Raw genomic sequence first — 17713 nt, forward strand, 5'->3', positions numbered from 1 at the left:
ATTTAGGTCTTCTTCCTTGCAAGATAAGAGCACAAAAGCTTCTCTATGGCTAAGGCCCTTAGCCTTTCTCGCCTTTTCTAAAATCTCTGTGATTAATTTCCTATTATGGGCATTTTCCCTTCCATAATCAAGTGTTTCTAGTATTTCTTCGTGATTTATAAATTCTTCTGCATGTATGCTAGCAGGATCGTATTTAGTCATTCTTTCCTTCTTTCTTTTCTATGTCCATTTATAATTATAATACTTTTTTGGTCAAATTTAAAATAAAATCAGAAAAAAATTAGATTTATTCTAATGAAGTCAATAAAGAATCTTTATAAAATAAGGTATAATAGTCATGTTATCATCTGCCCTCAGGGTGAAGGGAGGTGGTTCTATGAAAATTATAGTTGACTTCATTCTTGGAGTTGCAGTGCAAGTAGTTGGTAACTATTTGTACAAGTGGCTAAGCTCTAAGAGAACTAAAGAAGATGATAATTAGCCCAAGAAAACAAAAAGACGAGCTGCAGACTCGTCTTTTTTGTTTGGTAATTCCATGATTTATAGTTGACTTCATGGTTACCATCATTATACCTACTAATCGTATATTTTCAATTCCTTATTAATTTGAAAAGACGAGTTGGGACTCGCCTTTTCTTGATTCTATGAAAGTGTTCAACTTCATGTGAACATTATACCTCTTAATCTATGTCATTAAATATATGTCTAATTCTTATTCCCAAAATCCGTCACATCTCCTCTTTCGTCTACAACCCTATAGCCAAAGGAGGCTAGTTCTTTTTCAAGGTCTTTTTTTGCCTCTGCGGCTTCAAGACCTGTGTTTAACTTGTTGTCGTAAAGATTATAAGATTTTTTGGCTGTTTGAGGGCTTAGGTTTGGCATAAGAACATTAGCTCCTGCCTTTAGTCCCAACTCCCTGCCCCTTGGATTTACTGTGCCCAAAGCTGTTGTTGCTGGTATTAAGGCATAAGGAAAGACTATCCTCAATATGGCAACAAGTCTAAGAGTCTTTGTAAAAGACCCATCCTTAAAATCCCTAAAAGGAGTATCGTGGCTTACAAGATATGGCCCAATCCCAACCATATCTGGCTCTAGCCTTTCAAGAAATCTGATATCTTCTATAAGGTCATCTGTATTTTGGTAGGGACTATCTACCATGAAGCCACCACCTACTTGGTAACCAATTTTTTTGAGATTATAAAGACACTCTTGCCTATTTTTTAATTTCATTTCATAAGGATGAAGTTTCCTATAATGGTCTGGATTTGAGCTTTCTTCCCTTAGCAAATACCTATCAGCACCCGCATCATAAAAAGCCTTGTAATCTTCATAAGACCTCTCCCCAAGAGATAGGGTGATAGCCACTTCTGGGTATCTTTTTTTCATTGCTTTTAATACATCAACCATATAATCTCTTGTAAAAAATCCATCCTCCCCACCTTGCATAACAAAGGTCCTAAATCCTAGTTCATACCCAAAATCTGCCGCACTCAAAATATCTTCTTTTGACAACCTATAGCGGTTAAGATTTCTATTAGATTTTCTAATTCCACAATAGTAGCAATCATTTTTGCAAATATTAGAAACCTCAATTAGGCCCCTAAGAAAAATCTTATTGCCATAAACTTCCCTGCGAATCTTATCAGCCTTTTTTGACAAGTCTTCGGTCAAAGATTCATCTTCTATCCATTTTTTGAGGGTATCTTTATCAATATGTTTAATCTCTCTTTTAGTCATAGGATCTCTTCTTTATAAAAAAATTAGGAGGTCGTCTGACCTCCTTAGGGTTTGGTAAAATAAATTCACTTATAATATACTCAAAACTTAGCTAATTGCAATATTATTTTGCTTTTCTTAGTAAATTATAAGGAAACTTGTTATAACGAGGTCTTGGAAGGTAGGCTGCTATAGGTTTTTTAAGCCTAGCTTCAAATTCATCCTGCCAAGATTTTAAAATCTCTAGTCGTTCTTGCCTTTCCTTAGTTTTTGGGACTTTTCTTAACGATTCTCTTTCCTCTAGACCCAGGTAAGTTTTATTTATTAGATTGTCTAAGAGAATTATTAATTTTTCATAATCGTCAAGTTGTCTTTTTTGTAAATAAGCCTTAATAAAGTCCTCATCCCTTTTGCTTACATTTATTTCTCCATGGTATGAGCTAATTTCTCCTGTCACAAACCCATGGCTCAAGGCTATCCTTGCCAAATAAAAATAAGATTCAAATCTCAATATTCTGTAGCCTTCCATCATATGAGCCAAGTTATCGTAACCATAGCCTTTGCCAATATCATGGAGAGTGCCACTAGCATAGGCAATTTCTGGGTCAAGCCCCAAATCTTTTGCTATTTTTTCACAAGTTTTCCCTATGATATAGGTGTGGACAATCCATTGACCAGGATTTTCCCTAAAGGCTTCATCAAGCATAGACCTAACCTTATCCTTGTTTGGTATATTTCCAAATCCTTCCTTATACATAAGTCACCACCCCATATGCGTGATCAATATCTGACCCTATCTTAAAATCTACTTTCTTTGGACTTTCCTTATAAAAAAGTCCTACTTTTTCCTCATCCCTTACTTGATTTTTATAAATCATTTTTATATAGGAAATCTTTCCCTCATCAAAACCAGGAATTTCTCTGATATAATCAAAATACACCCCATTATTTACATGGGAATTTTTATCAAAATCGGCTCTTCTTATATAAATTTCTTTTTGCTTATCAAAGTCATCAATCTCCTTATAGGCCCTTCCATGATAAAGTTCCTGACTTTCCCCATAAGCTTCTAAAACTTCCTTACCGATAATACCTGCCCTTTTTTTGATTTGATCAAAAAGTATAAAACTTGCCTTGGCCTTTGCCAAGACTTGCCCCTGCCCTTCTATGATAAAATCCCTATAGGCAAAAAACCTCTTCATATGAGTTGGTCTTGTTCTTACTGTAATAAAATCGCCTTTCTTGATAGGACTTAGGATTTCTATATCCCAACTATAAAGTAGCCATACCTTTCCAGCCATATCAGGTAAGCCCCCTTCGATTTTCTTCATTTGCCTAGAGGATACATCGACCATAAGACTACTAAGGCTCCTCATTGTGACAAATCCCTTGGGATTACAAAACATTTCCCCTATCTCGTAGGTTTTACTCTCTTCCATATAGCTCCTAACTTAAAAAGGGCAGCAACCTGCCCCTTCTTTATTTAATACTATCTAGCAAAACTTCCAATGCCTTCATAAATTGTTGGTCATTGGCAAAGTCATTTTTACTTAGGTCTAAGTCTAGATTTTCATTTTCAACTGTTATATCAGGTTTTACGCCGATTTTATTAATCTTATTACCGTTTGGTGTCTTATATTCACTAATGGTAATCTTAGCCCCAGCTCCATTTTCTAATGGGAAAAGTTTTTGCACAATTCCCTTGCCAAAGGACTTAGTTCCAATAATCTTAGCCCTGCCCCTGTCCTTAAAGGCACCAGCCAAAATTTCTGATGCAGATGCAGAATTTTCATTGATTAAAACAGTCATTGGTATATCGTCCTTATTAGCGTCAGATTTTTCTGTAATTACATTACCATTTTTATCTTGAGTAGTCACTATCACTCCTTCATCAAGGAAGGTATCAGCTATATCTAGACAAACATCCAAGGCTCCACCAGGGTTATTTCTTAAATCAAGGATAAGACCGTCTATGTTATCACTCTTTAGCTTAGCATATTTTTCCTTAAAATCATCCCATGTTATATCATCAAAGGCTGAAAGTCTTAGGTAACCAATCTTTTTCTCATTAAGATTAATAACTTCTGAGTAAACTGTATCCACAGTAACATCACGTCTTTCAACAAGCATAGGGATTTCTTCTCCCTTTGGATTTTCCTCACTCACCCTCAAGACTTCAATCTTAACCTTAGTACCTGGTTCACCTCTGATCAAAGACACAGCCTTATCAAGCTCGCTTGCATCAAATTGAGTTCCATCTACAGTCTTTATAAAGTCCCCAGCTTTCATTCCAGCTTCCTTAGCTGGAGAATCTTCAAACACTTGGACAACCTTAATCAAACCTTCTTTTGAAGCGGAAACTGTAACTCCAATTCCCTTATACCTGCCATCTAGGTTTTCCATAAGCTTGGTATATTCATCCTTTGGATAATAAGAAGTATATGGATCTCCAAGATTAGCGAACATTCCCTTTAAGGCTCCATTATAAAGATCCTCATCCTTAAAATCAAAAAGGAAGTTTTTCTCCAAGAGTCCCTTTAGAGAATCCATCTCACTAATTAATTGCTTATCCTTTGATCCCATACCCTGTCCTAAATCTATATTAGAACCAAGCATAAAGCCTGCAAAGCCGATTGCCCCAACAAGGACAAGGGCCAAAATTAATTTTCCAAATCTTTTCATTAACTATTAATCCTTTCCAAATGAGCCCAAGTCTCACTTATACTAATTACATATATTATATCACAATAAATAGCAAATTGTAATAAAAAAACTCCCATCTCCTAATAATAAATAATCAAGACTCTTTTTGGGTAAAAATCTCTTATAAATAAAAGGAAGGATAGAAATGCAAATTACTCAAGTTTACAAAGACATTTACCAAGCGATTTTCCCCCTAACAGGAAATCCCCTCAAATCAATAAATATATATGTCATAAAATCAGAAGACTCGTCCATGATAATCGACACCGGCTTTAACAATCCAGAAAACAGGTCCAACATGGAAGAATTGATCCAAAAGTTAGACCTAAATTTACTCAAAACCAAACTCTTCCTAACCCACCTCCACTCAGACCACGTTGGTCTTGCCAAGTGGCTAGATGATAGGGGAATAGGTGATATCTATATATCAGAAAAAGACGGAAAAATGGTCGAAAATGGCATAAACAAAGAAGACTTCCAGTGGCAAAACATAATAAAAAACGCCCACTTCCAAGGCCTAGACCCAGAAAATTTAAAAATCGAGGACCACCCAGGCTACAAAAACAGGCCAAAAGAAGCCTTTTTCCACACCAAAATCAATCCCGGCTGGGAAATTTCCATAGGCGATTATAATTTTGTAGCTATTGATGAGGAAGGCCACACACCCGGCATGCTAGGGCTTTACGAAAAAGACCATAAGATTTTATTCTGTGGCGATCATATCCTAGGCAAGATAACCCCAAACATCACCTACTGGGGAGATGACTTTGGCGATAGCCTTGGAATATATTTAGAAAATATCAAAAAAATCAAAGACCTAGACGTAAAACACCTCTACTCTGCCCACAGGTTTTTGGTAAAAGACACCAACAAGAGAATTGACGAACTCATCGCCCACCATCAAGAAAGACTAGCAGATTGCCTAAAAATTATAGAAAAACTCGGCGAGGCAAATACAAGAGAAATCACCCAACAAATGCAATGGGACATCAAAGCCAAAAACTGGAATGATTTTCCCGAAAGTCAAAAATGGTTCGCCGCAGGAGAAGCCGCCGCCCACCTCAAACACCTAGTGAAACTCGGAAAAATTAAAGAAGAAGTAAGAGATGGGGTTGGGTATTATTCAGTAAAATAAAATCAAAAAACTCGCCGCAAATTTTACTTTGAAGCGAGTTTAAATTTATTTCCAAAAATCTAGTCTATTTCCATCAAGGCCAATGTTATCGGCAATAAAGACTGGATCCTTGTTGGCTTTTCTTTGTTTTCTATAGTCTTCTAGGGCTTCTAGGGCGTATTTTCCTAGGGCGAAAATTGAGAATATATTTATTATCGCCATAATTCCCATGAGTAGGTCTGCTAGGTTCCAAGCAAAGGTCATTTCCATACCTGCTCCTAAAAATATCATCACTATGGCAATTGTCCTAAATACTAGCATAAAGTTTTTAGATGGCACTTCCTTTTTTAGGTAGGCTAGGCATGAATCGCAATAATAAAGATTGCCCAAAAGGGTTGTGAAGGCAAATAGGGCAAGACAAATTGTAATAAAAACATAACCAAAATGTCCGACAACGGTTGCTAGGGCCTCTTGAACAAAACCTGCGCCTGCGAGGTCTTCTGTTGGAGCTACCCCAGATACAAGAGCCATGAAGGCTGTTGCCGTACAAATTATAAGAGTATCTATAAATACTGATACCATTTGCACCAGACCTTGTTTGACAGGATGGCTTACTATAGCGCTTGCTGCAGCATTTGGTGCCGAACCCATACCTGCCTCATTAGAATAAAGTCCCCTTTTTATCCCTTCTACCATAGCAGAACCAGCCACACCACCAAAAATCGCTCTGAAGTTAAAAGCATCTTCTATAATCATCTTTATCATTTTTCCTATATTTGAAAAATTGATACCAATCATAAATATAGACATAAATACATAGATAAGACCCATTATTGGCACAATAATTGAAGTGTATTTTATAATCCTCTTGCCCCCGCCAATAATACAATAACCTGCAATTATAGCAAGTATACCACCTATAAGCCAAGAAGTTTTTCCTTTTTGATAAAAATCATAAACCCTAAAGGAATCTTGGAGGTTAAAAGAAGCAAGCATGTTAAAACCAACTGCATAGGTCAAAATCAAAGCAAGAGCAAAAACTATGCCCAGCTTCCTAGAGCCGAGACCTTGCTCTATATAATAAGAAGGACCACCATAACTTGATCCGTCCTTGGCTTTTTTCTTAAAAATCTGGGCTAGAGTTGACTCAATAAAGGCTGATGCCCCACCAATAATAGCGATAATCCACATCCAAAAAACTGCCCCAGGGCCGCCAAGGCAAATGGCATTTGAAACTCCAACAATATTACCAGTTCCAACCCTAGATGCAGTTGACACCATAAGGGCTTGGAAGCTTGAAACATCATCCTTGCCAGCTGGTTTTTCCCCTACGACCCTTATGGCATCAGCCAAGAGAGTAAGCTGGATAAAACCAGTCCTAACTGTGAAATAAAATCCACAAGCTAGTAGGATAATGATCAAAATCGGATAATACAGGTAGCCGTTAACTGTTGATAATATACTTTTAAAAATTTCCATATCTTCTCCTTATTTTTCAATCAAGATTATTGACTTAGACGTATTCTTTATTATCAAAGCACAGATGTATCTAGACACTGTCTTATCATGATAAAGTACAGCTTTCATTAATTTACTTTAAAAGCTTCCCTTTGTCAATTTATTTTTATTTATAAATATTAATAATATCGCATTCTACTACCTATTTCTCCAAAAGTCACTAAATTTAAAAACTTAGAAATCTTAGCCTTGATTTTTTATTTTCCAAACGCAAAACAAACGCAAAATTATTTGCGTTTGCTACAAGCAAACGATAAGAGGATGTTTTATTTCATAAAAATATAAATTCTTTAAAATAGGTCTATAACTTAACTATCCTTGAGACTTTATATAAAAAGATTATCCACGCCATAAATTTTTATCCTATACAGTATGGGATTTAATAATCTATAATTAGGAAACGTAAAACAAACGCAAATTTTTTTGCGTTTGCTTTTAATTAAACTCTATTAAAAAAATAGTCTTGCCAAAATATAAAATGTCCTGCTTAAAGCTTTAAATATAGAGCTTTCTATTCCTTAGCTAGAGATTTTCATTTGATAAAATCCCTAAACTCCAATGGAAATTAGATTTGTAAATTGCTTATTATTTTCCAAACGCAAAACAAACGCAAATTTTTTTGCGTTTGTTTTTTCATACTAATTCTTAAATTCAATCCTCATCTAAGTTCAAAACCCCATCTGGTGCTGACTCTTTTCCCACATATTCTATCCTTGTTCTAAGCCTTTCTTTGCCCTTGCTTTTCTTATATGCCTGGTCGGTTTCCTTAATTAGGTAGGCACCCGGATCTAGTTTTTTAATTTTTATTATTTCCTTTACTGCCCCCTTATTCCTTTCATACATAGCACTAGTCATCTTGTCATATTCTTTGCCATCAAAAAATAACTTGGACTTGTCTGAATACTCTGCTTCTTTGCCCAACTTTTTGCTAATCTCTCCCAGACTCATCCCATCACAATCCTTGGCAAGTCTCATAATATCCCAAGGCCCCATTTTCTTATCTTCGATTTTCCAATAAGCAACCTGTCTCTCGCTTGGAAATACCATAGATTTTTCTTGACCCTGGCTTAGCTTTAAGCCAATCCTTATCTCGTAGCCAGTCGCCTTATTTGCATAAGAATTAGCTAGGAAGGCTATGGCAACAGCCAAGATTAGCCCACATAGTCCGATGATTTTTTTATTAAATAATTTTTTCATATTTCCCCCTTTTTTATTAGTTTAACACTTGCCATGTAAAATTGACATTAAAAAAGCTCCCGCTGGGCTTAATATTTTAAACCGCCTGAGAGCTTTTCATTTATTTTTCAAATCCCGCCTTGATTCTTTTTACAAATCTAAATCCTGTGTAGATTATGGCAAGGATTCCTACTATTGCACCGATTAGGGTAAGAATTTTTGTGATTTTTACTAGGCTATTGCCTTCTTTTGCATCATTGGCACTTGCTACAAACTCACCAGATGGGAGTTTAAATTCCTCTGCTGGCCCCGATTCATCTCTAATTGCATTTACCAAAAGCCTGTCAGGTCTTGGTGGCAAAAATGGACTACATGTGAGGAGGGTTATCATATCCAAATCTCCCCTAGGAGCAAGCTTCGCCCAATCATAAGGGCCTATGACTTCCTTATCACTTACCACATAGCGCATAGTTCCATTTGCTCTTTCTATATAGATATAGTCACCACTTTCAAGCTCGTCAAGGTACAAAAACATGGTATCGCCCCACCAACCCCTGTGGCCGGCTATGGCAGACCTTGTACCCTTACCACCTATAGGAATGGCAGTACCTGCCACCTGTCCAACTCCCTTTGAAATATGCTCGAGAGTCGCATCCAAATATAGGGGTAAGTACTTGTCTAGCTTTGGTATAGACAGATAGGCAAAAGGTGTATTGGTTGTCCTAAACATCTTGTACTTGTCTTCGTAAGCTTCTTTGGTGAAAGGGTCTTCAACACTCAAATCAGACCCCTTAATCATTTCGTTGTAGGTTTCTGCATTTTTGTTTTCTTCTGCTATTTCATCTTTCGACTTGTTTGCTTCGACTTTTTCAAAGGCTTTTCTCTCGCTTTTTGCCTTCAAGTCATGGTAAGACCTCAACACAAGCGGACTTGTCAAAAGCAAAAGCCCAAGCAATATTAAGATATATCCAAAAAAGGATTTTTTAGTTAATTTTATTTCTTTCTTCAATTTCTCTTAGCTCCTTACTTAGGTCGTTTGTCCTCTTCTTTTCCCTAAAAAGTGTCAAGACCAGGATGATAATTATAGGAATCAAAACTAAAACCATTCTGAAAAAGTCAATCCTCGCCCTCGGTGTATTAGCAACTCCATCGTCAATCGCCTCTTGGTAAGGAATCCTCTCTCCACGCACCAAAAGCCTGTGGGAGTTAATCATGTAGGGTGTGCAGGTCAAAAGAGTCGCATAGTCCTTACCTTCAACAACAAGAACAGGCTCAAAGTTAGATGGCTCTACAACCTGGATTTTATCAACCTTGTAGGCAATAGTTTCCTTAATATTTGTAATATAAAACACATCTCCATAGGCAAGTTGGTCTAAGTTCCTAAAAAGCTTAGCATTTGGTAGCCCCCTATGGGCAGTGATAACTGCATGGGTAGACTTTCCACCAACAGGAAGAGAAGTCCCCTCCAAGTGGCCTGCACCCTGTTGCAAAACGTCTTCGCTAGTACCCGCGCGTATTGGAATATCCACCTTTATTTTGGGGATTTTGATATGTCCAATCATTTCTTCAACTTCAAGCATACGGGCATATTCAGCACGACCCGCCTTTTCTATATCAGTATAAGGGTCAGAAAGCCTAGATGGGTCAAGGGTACGGTTATAAGCCTCTGCCAGAGCCATCCTCCTGTCAAGATCCTCCGGGTTTAAGTCTTTAGCAGCCTTAGTAAAAGTGATAACTTCGTCTTCAGCCTTGATTTCATAATACTTTTGACTTATCAAAGGATAGGAAAAAATCAAAAGTCCCAAGGTGAAAATCGCCATGAAAATCAGCCTGCTTCTAGTCTTTTTAGACATAGTCCTCATCCTCACCAGCTAGGTTATCAAACAAATCTCCCTGCTTTTGCGAAATCTTTGGCTTAGACTTTATAAAACCTCCCTTGGCCAATTCACTAATCTTCTTGAAATATTTTTTATTATCCCTTCTCAATTTCAAAATCAGAATAATCAATATTAAAATTAAGATAAGTGATGCAAAGAAAAGCATCCTAAATATCCAGTTGTTCCTATTTTCCCTAATCAATTCCTCATCAACAGCTGGTACATAAGGCACCCTGTGGCCCCTTACTATAAGCCTGTGGGTGTTAATCATAATTGGTGTGCAAGTCAAAAGAGTTGCATAGTCATGGCCCGGACTAATCATAAGGTCCTCAAAATTTGATGGCTCGATTACCTTTATCTGATCAACCTGGTAGGCAATGATGCCTTGGATATTTTCTATATAAAACTTATCGCCAATTTCTAGTTGGTTTAAGTGGGTGAAAAGTGTTGCCTCAGGCAAACCTGAGTGGGCGGTCAAAACTGTATGAGTTGAATTACCACCTATAGGAAGGGAAGTTCCCTCCAAATGGCCAACACCCTTTTGCAAGATATCCTCACTTGTACCTGCATATATAGGCAGCTTTTGGTTAATCTTTGGTATATCAACAGTACCAATCATCTCCTCAACTTCGAGCATACGGGCATATTCCTTACGGCCTTCCTCATGCCTTTTTCTAGTATAAGGGTCAGATGCAATCTTGCCTGTAAGCGACTCGTTAAAAGCCTTAGCGAGGTTGATTCTCCTGTCAATTTCCTTGGTATCAAGCTTTTTAGCCTCAGTAGAGAAAGTCTCCACCTTCTCGTTAGACTCTATCCTATAATAAAACCTTGAAATCAATGGATAAATCATTACCAAAAATCCAAGCAAGAAAATCAACCTGAAAAGCCAACGTGACTTTCTTTTATTAACTTTTTTTCCTTTGGCTTTTTTGCCCTTAGCTTTTTTCTTAGCCATACTTATCCTTTATGTAAAAAAGGGGCGAAAGCCCCAAGCAATCATTTATATTTTACTCTAAGACTCAAAAAACAACACAAAATCTCATAGTAAAATAAGGACCCTTCTAAATGAAGGACCCTTCATATTCTATACTCTTTGCCATCTCTCGCCGCTATTAACAAGCTTGATACCCATTGCCAAGAGGATAAAACCTCCTATAGCCATAAGCACGATTCTGATATCACCAGTCTTAACAAGAGGGCTTCTTATAATCTTAGTAAATTCTGGAGGTGTATAGACAGTTGTAGTTGTCCTATGATTTGTAGTAATAATAGGTACAAATGGTTTATTTTTAATCTTAGAAGCAGGAAGCGACTTGCTTGCCGCATCAACAGTAAAATAAGTGTACTCAGTCATAATAGTATGATCTTTTGGAGCTTCTACTTCTTTAAGAGCATAGTCCCCATACTCTAATCCATCAATACCAAACTCCCCATTGTCCTTAGAAACAAGTGTCACTTGCTTATCATCCTTGATGACCTTTTCTAGTTTTTTACTTTCCTTGTCAACGACCTTCCATAGGGTAAACTTAGCACCGCCAAGCCTTTTTTCGTCATTGCTAGTATCAATTTTCACAAAATTGTACCCACCTGTTGGAGTCTTTGGATTTGGTATTTCAGGTTTGTTCTCAATAATCAAAACCTTAACCTTACCCTTATCGTCAACTACATTTCCGTCCTTTACCTTAAATTCTATCTTATTTTTGGATAAAATATACTTATCTGGAGCCTTAGTTTCCTCTAGGTAATACTCACCGTCTTTCAATTCAGAAATATAAATTGCACCCTTATCATCAGTGACAAGCTCTTCCTTGCCCGCCTTATCTTCTTCATAATAAATACCGGTCTTCTTGACTTTCACAACAGTGCCGTCTTTTTTATACAATTTGAAAACCGCATCCTTAAGGTATTTGTTCTTATCAGCTGCATCTACCTTTTTAAGGATAGGAGTAATCTTGTTTTTAACTGTAACAGTTCCACCAGGACTAACATCTTCAGAAGGTGTACCTATATTAGCTTTATCATATCCCGGATGTGGAGTTTTTTCCTTAAAGTAATATTTACCCTCTGGCACATTCTCAACGACAATCTTTCCATCATCATTAGTAATAAGAGAACTTGTCTTTCCTTTATCTTTATAAATGTAAGAACCCGTACTACCATCAACAGTAACTACCTTGTCGCCATCTTTATCTTTTCTGTAAAGCTCAAATTCTACTTGATTAAGCTTAATATTTGAATTATCCACATCTTCCTTGATAAGGACAATTCTATCATTAGGAACTTTTTCAGTAACCTTAGCCTCTATTCTTCGAACTTTCTTATCATTTGTAGTTTTATCAGAAAGATGAACCACAAAAGTATTGAGTTTTTCATTGGCAATCTTCTTAGACTCATCAGTCTCCTTAATAAGGTAATAACCCTCCTCAAGGCCCTTAATTGTAATATTTTCTTCAGTCAATTTAGTAAGATCAGTATTATCGCCCTTGTTAAATTTAATCTCATCAACAAACTTGCCATCATATACTAGTTTGCTCTTTTCAGATAAGATACCATCCTTGTCAAAAAGCTTTTTTTCCTTAAGCTTATCCTCAGCATCCTTAACAGAAACTTCCTTCTCGCCTGATTTATGAAGGCTTTGAGCCAAGTCAAACATTTCCTTATCGGTCATCGCCTTATCAGTCTTAAGCTTATAAACCTTGACCTGCCTAGCAGAAGACCTAATAGTCCCGCCTTCTTTTACTTCTTTTTTCAAATTGTCCTTATCATTAATTTTAATACCTATCTCGATAGCAAACTTCCCGCTATCCTTAGCAAAGACCTGACCCTGAGAAAGAAAAACTCCCACAACCATCAGCAAAGCCAATATAAAAGATATGTACCTATACTTGAGTATTTTTTTCATAATTCCTCCCCAGAATTTCAAAAAACAATGGCAAAGCAAAACCTTCGCCAAAGAAAAATACGCAAAATCCGCATATTATTAAAGCTTTTTTGCAATATATTTAAAGTCTCAAAATTTTTATAATAAAATTCTTCTAGTTATTCTTATTATATCACAAAAGGCTTGAAAAAACTACAAAAAATAACCAATACAAAAGTTTTTTTCGATAAAAAATAAAAATAAGCACAAGACTTAGAAACACCAACAAATAAAATTCAAATACGGAAAATAAATATAAAAATAATAAATAAAACCCACAAAAAAGACGAGTCCAAGCACTCGTTTTTTATAGGCAAAACCACATAAAATTCAAAGTCATAAGAATATCAAACTTAGTACTTAGATATTATTTGTTCTAACTCAGTTTTCAAAACTAATCTTCAATTTTTTACCAAAAGCACTTGCTAATCTTTCCAAAGTTTTAAAAGATGGATTAGCACATCCATTTTCAATTTTGCTAATCTCACTTTGGTGAATCCCTGTAAGTTCTGATAAATCTTTTTGAGTCATTGATAGCTCAGCCCTACTATCAATCACCGACTTTATAATTTGAAATTCTGGCTCAAGCCTATCCCATTCCGTTTTAAACTCTGGATTTTTAAGCTCTTTATTTAGTGTATCTCTAAAATTTTTGGTCATTTTTATCACACATCATAAATTTATCCCTTCTTTTCTTAGCAATATCAATTTCTATTTGAGGTGTTTTCTGAGTCTTTTTCACAAATCCATTTGTCAATATTATCCTTTTGCCTACAACAAAAAAGCACAAAACACGGACTATATTACTAGATTGCTTCACTCTCAATTCAAATATCCCATCGGATAAATGCTTTGAAAAAAGCTCTCTTAAATTATTGCCCTTGTACTCCAATAACTCCAAGGTCCTAAAAACCTTAGCTCTCATCTTAATATCTAGTGATAAAATAAAATCTTCTACAGGATAAGACCCATCATGATCCTTAAAATATTAACATCAAACATTGAAAATCTCCTTACAAGAACTATATAGGATATATCCTATATTATCAAACAAGGCTTAACAACAGCCACCCACGCCATCTCGAGCGAAAGCGAGAGATCTTATGAATTTGGGATATGGTAAGGTGTCAAGACAATTTCAAAAGAAAATCTCAGTAAGTAATTATCATTATCAGCTGTACCATACTATCCTAAACTTATAAGAATAAAAATATAATGAATTTGACATAACAAAAGAGACTCGGCTTGGAGTCTCTTTGTTGGCTTATTGTCCGTACTGACCAATAAGGTTTTTATTTTCTTTTATAATCTATTAAGCTTCAACGGCTTGAGATTTTTTGTAGGCTACGAATGCGCCTGCCATGATTGCGGCACCTACTACTATAAAGATGATAGAACCAATACCACCTGTTTGTGGGATGGTAATCTTCTTATTCTCTACTGCGAAAGCATCTACACCGTCTTTTAATTCTTTAACGGTTAGTTTGCCATTTTTATCAGCATCAAATAATTTTTTAGCTTCTGCTAATGTCATTCCAGTAATCTCATTGTCTTGAGTTAATTCTTTAGTGTCAGCAGCCTTTGTATCTACTAATTCAACTTTATTAAATTTATAGTCGTAAGTTCTGCCTGTTCCTACTGTAAATTTATAGTCTTTGTTTCTCTTAGCATAGCCCTCTGGTGCTTTCTTTTCTTTTAAGAAATATTCGCCATCTGCAAGACCTTCAACATAGATTTGACCATCTTTGTTTGATGTAAATACAAAAGCATCATTTTCTGTTTCGGTCCATTTCCATGTGATTTTCATTTCTTTGTAGGCTTTATCTCTAGCTGTTTGTAATTCTGTTACTTTTTTCCATGCTTCTGCTTCAGAATTATAAGCTTGGCTTTGTATAGTTGCTTGATTTGTAGCAGAAATCTTACCTTTTGCTAAAGCTGCATTTACAGCTGCTATAGCATCTTGATATTTTTGCTCTGCACCTTGATAAGCTGTTACTCTATCAGCTAATTCAGTAACATCAGCCTTTGCAAGATATTCAGTTTTGTTGCCATTATTTCTAGTAACAACGAATTCTGCTCCAGCAAGTCTAGTTTTCTTTTCTCCGTCAACCTTTACGAATTTAGAATCGTGAGTTACTACCTTTGGTGGTTCTGGAGTTTTTACAGTCTTATCTGGTTTGTTTGTGATTGTTAATGGAGCACCTTTGGCTTCGCCAGTTAATGAAAATGTTCCCTTAAATCCATCTACAAACTCTCTAACTTTATATTGTGCGCCTTTTTCAAGACCCTTGAATTTACCACTAAATCCTGTTTTATCTGTTAATTCAAATGTAACGCCTTCTTTAGCTTTTACTTCAGATTTTACTTCTTGGGTTTTGTTTGGATCTTCACCAACTACTGTACCAATTAGGGTAACTTCAGCAACTGTATTACCTTGTTCATCTTCTAGGATATATACAACATTGACTTTTTTAGGAGTATTATCCGCAGTTCCATCTGCATTTACCCATTTTTTAGTAACAGGAATTTCACCTTCTGATGATGATGTTGGTTCACCTGGATTGTTATCGCCTGGTATAAAGGTGATGTGGTTCTTCTCAATCTCATCTACAATTGTTTCACCATTAACTGTTGCAGAGTAAACTAATTTGAAGGTAACATTACCTTTTGTTATATTTTCTTCTTTTGTTGATGCTTTAGAACCAAGCATTTTGTTAAGACCTAGTATATAGTCTTTTTTAGTTATTTCTAGATCAAAACCATTGTTTCTATCAGTTATAGTGTAATTTGATGTATCTACTTTTTCAAAATCCTTTGCGCCTGGTTTTTTAATGTAAAGTTCAAGGTCTTTATTGTATGTTAGACCCCTAGTCATAGCATCTGACCATGTCAATTTTTCATAAAGCTGACCTTCGATAAGTTCTGTTTGTACTTCATAAGGAACTGTTGATCCTTTTCTAGCATCAACTGCTGTCTTAGCATTTAAGTAGTTTGCAAAGTCAACACCATGTTGTTTTTTTATTCTTTCTAGTTCTTGTAATTTTGCTGCTTTATCATTTTCAGCAGCTTCATCATAAGCTTTTTTAGCTTTATCGTATTCTTCTACCCAAGCTTTAAGGATTTTAGAATCTACTTTGCCATCCTTAGTTGTAGCTTCATAGTGCTTGTCTGTATTAGTACTTTTTTCAATATTCTTTGGATAGGTGTGTACTTCTTCTAGCCACTTATCTTGATTCTTGTTAAGAACTGGAATAGCTATACCGAATGGTACAGATTTTTCTTTAACACCTGTAACTGTTGATGGTCTATCTGATTCTATAAACCAGTAGTATCCTCTAGTTAGAGTAACAGAAGCTTCACCTTTTGCATCAGTTTTTGTTAATTTAACTCCATTTTCTATTCCTGGACCTTCTTCTCCTACTAGAGCATCCATTTGATCCTTTGTTTCATATTTAGATGGGTTTGCCATCATTTCATCAAGTTGTTTTGCAGTTTTTACCTTGTAGTAAGTAAATTCTACTCCTGCGAGCGCCTTAATTTCCTTACCACCATTAGCAGTTTGTAATTCTTTTAAATCGAGCTTACCACCATCATGTAGGAATGGGAAAGCATCTCCATATGATTCTGCTACTAATTTGTGAATATGAAGTGTTGTGGAAAATTGGTTAGTTCCGTCATATTCTTCTTTCACGTCTTTTAATTTGGTTTCATCAATTGTAGAAGTTACAGAATTTGGTTTTACTTTATCACCTGGTTCGGTTGATATGTTTGCACTAGCAGTCGTAAATGGTGCGGCTATGATACCAAATACCATGGCGAATGCTGTTAATAATGACAAAATTTTCTTTTTCATAATATTCTCCTTTATATTTTTTGTCAGTGTCGCTTGGGGTGATTGGTAGGATGCCACTTGTTTTGGGTGTCCCTTCGTTTGAGTGAGCCCGCCTTTGTGGGATTCTTCGCTTTCGCTCAGAATGACATATGTGGTTTCCCCACTGTCATTCTGAGGAACGAAGTGACGAAGAATCTCATGGATGAGGGTTCTCTCCGTTTGAGGGGTCTCGAGTTTATAAGGTCTCTCGTCAAAGCACTATGGGCTCTTCTGTCGAGACGGCGCTCAAAAACTACTTTGCTAAAGTGGTTTTTTACCAATTTTCTCAGAAAGGCTAACGACTTGCCTTTCGTGCTGGTGGGTCCAGCTGCTTATAGGTTGCTCACTCTACCTTGATATAGAGGTAGGATGTCCTATAAATGGTGCGGGTTGTCCTTTATGATTAGGGCGATTGCCCTAGATTTTTTGGCATTAGGCTCTTGCCTATAAGGCCAAGTTTTCCTTTTCTTTATTATATCATAAATCAAGGATTTGTAACATTCTTTCGTGCTCTTATGAGCCGCCAGCCCTCATGCCCCGTACTAGCGGCGAGGGTTTTGGCTTTATAATCATAGGCAAGAGCCTAATAATTATTGATGTTGTGGTTTCTTTACCATACTCTTAATTCAATTATTACTAGAGATCTCTCCACTCGCTCCGCTCGGTCGAGACGGGGCGGGCGGCAAGAGCCTAATAATTATTGTGGTTTTTAAGTATTTCTCTTCGTTTATTCTGGTCCAGCGTTTTTGAGATTCTTCGCTTTCGCTCAGAATGACACTGTTGTTTCCCCCACTGTCATTCTGAGGAACGCAGTGACG

Annotated in this window: 14 protein-coding genes and 1 pseudogene; 1 reads left to right on the forward strand and 14 read right to left on the reverse strand. The window is 36.4% G+C overall.

What is annotated here, in order from left to right; all coding sequences use genetic code 11:
• The 5 genes and pseudogenes from RQ893_RS03820 to RQ893_RS03840 all read right to left on the reverse strand — a co-directional run.
• A pseudogene (locus RQ893_RS03820) lies at positions 1-201 on the reverse strand ([FeFe] hydrogenase H-cluster radical SAM maturase HydG); the annotation flags it as partial.
• Positions 202-705: 504 nt separating this feature from the next.
• Positions 706-1737 (reverse strand): [FeFe] hydrogenase H-cluster radical SAM maturase HydE, encoded by a 1032-nt coding sequence (hydE, locus tag RQ893_RS03825; RefSeq protein WP_311481725.1) that lies wholly within the window; start codon positions 1735-1737, stop codon positions 706-708.
• Between the two features lie 103 nt (positions 1738-1840).
• Positions 1841-2473, reverse strand: a complete 633-nt coding sequence (locus tag RQ893_RS03830) for an HD domain-containing protein (RefSeq protein WP_311481726.1) — start codon at positions 2471-2473, stop codon at positions 1841-1843.
• Positions 2466-3155: an acyl-ACP thioesterase domain-containing protein gene (locus tag RQ893_RS03835; protein WP_311481727.1), complete on the reverse strand. Its 690-nt coding sequence runs from the start codon at positions 3153-3155 to the stop codon at positions 2466-2468. The genes RQ893_RS03830 and RQ893_RS03835 overlap by 8 nt, the downstream gene beginning before the upstream one ends.
• Positions 3156-3195: 40 nt before the next feature.
• Positions 3196-4398, reverse strand: a complete 1203-nt coding sequence (locus RQ893_RS03840) for a S41 family peptidase (RefSeq protein WP_311481728.1) — start codon at positions 4396-4398, stop codon at positions 3196-3198.
• A 166-nt stretch (positions 4399-4564) separates the two neighbouring features.
• Between RQ893_RS03840 and RQ893_RS03845 the strand changes: the two genes are divergently transcribed.
• On the forward strand, positions 4565-5554 hold the full coding sequence (locus tag RQ893_RS03845; protein ID WP_311481729.1) for an MBL fold metallo-hydrolase: 990 nt from the start codon (positions 4565-4567) through the stop codon (positions 5552-5554).
• Positions 5555-5599: 45 nt separating this feature from the next.
• On the opposite strand, the gene RQ893_RS03850 is transcribed toward RQ893_RS03845, so the two are convergent.
• The 9 genes from RQ893_RS03850 to RQ893_RS03890 all read right to left on the reverse strand — a co-directional run bounded on the left by RQ893_RS03850 (position 5600) and on the right by RQ893_RS03890 (position 16877).
• A complete protein-coding gene (locus tag RQ893_RS03850; protein WP_311481730.1) occupies positions 5600-7012 on the reverse strand; it encodes an alanine/glycine:cation symporter family protein in 1413 nt (470 codons plus the stop codon).
• A gap of 690 nt (positions 7013-7702) precedes the next feature.
• A complete protein-coding gene (locus RQ893_RS03855) occupies positions 7703-8248 on the reverse strand; it encodes a hypothetical protein (protein WP_311481731.1) in 546 nt (181 codons plus the stop codon).
• Between the two features lie 100 nt (positions 8249-8348).
• Positions 8349-9236: a class C sortase gene (locus tag RQ893_RS03860; RefSeq protein WP_311481732.1), complete on the reverse strand. Its 888-nt coding sequence runs from the start codon at positions 9234-9236 to the stop codon at positions 8349-8351.
• On the reverse strand, positions 9211-10080 hold the full coding sequence (locus RQ893_RS03865) for a class C sortase (protein WP_311481733.1): 870 nt from the start codon (positions 10078-10080) through the stop codon (positions 9211-9213). Before RQ893_RS03865 ends, RQ893_RS03860 begins: the two co-directional genes overlap by 26 nt.
• Positions 10073-11059, reverse strand: a complete 987-nt coding sequence (locus RQ893_RS03870) for a class C sortase (protein ID WP_311481734.1) — start codon at positions 11057-11059, stop codon at positions 10073-10075. The genes RQ893_RS03865 and RQ893_RS03870 overlap by 8 nt, the downstream gene beginning before the upstream one ends.
• A gap of 129 nt (positions 11060-11188) precedes the next feature.
• Positions 11189-13006 (reverse strand): SpaA isopeptide-forming pilin-related protein, encoded by a 1818-nt coding sequence (locus RQ893_RS03875; protein ID WP_311481735.1) that lies wholly within the window; start codon positions 13004-13006, stop codon positions 11189-11191.
• A gap of 399 nt (positions 13007-13405) precedes the next feature.
• Positions 13406-13684, reverse strand: a complete 279-nt coding sequence (locus RQ893_RS03880; RefSeq protein WP_311481736.1) for a helix-turn-helix transcriptional regulator — start codon at positions 13682-13684, stop codon at positions 13406-13408.
• The gene (locus RQ893_RS03885) at positions 13668-13970 is read right to left on the reverse strand and encodes a type II toxin-antitoxin system RelE/ParE family toxin (protein WP_311481738.1); all 303 of its coding nucleotides are present in this window, start codon (positions 13968-13970) and stop codon (positions 13668-13670) included. The genes RQ893_RS03880 and RQ893_RS03885 overlap by 17 nt, the downstream gene beginning before the upstream one ends.
• Positions 13971-14336: 366 nt before the next feature.
• Positions 14337-16877 (reverse strand): pilin N-terminal domain-containing protein, encoded by a 2541-nt coding sequence (locus tag RQ893_RS03890; protein ID WP_311481737.1) that lies wholly within the window; start codon positions 16875-16877, stop codon positions 14337-14339.
• Between the last annotated feature and the right edge of the window lie 836 nt (positions 16878-17713).

Origin of the sequence: uncultured Anaerococcus sp. (genome assembly GCF_963510915.1) — a bacterium.
GTDB lineage: Bacteria > Bacillota > Clostridia > Tissierellales > Peptoniphilaceae > Anaerococcus.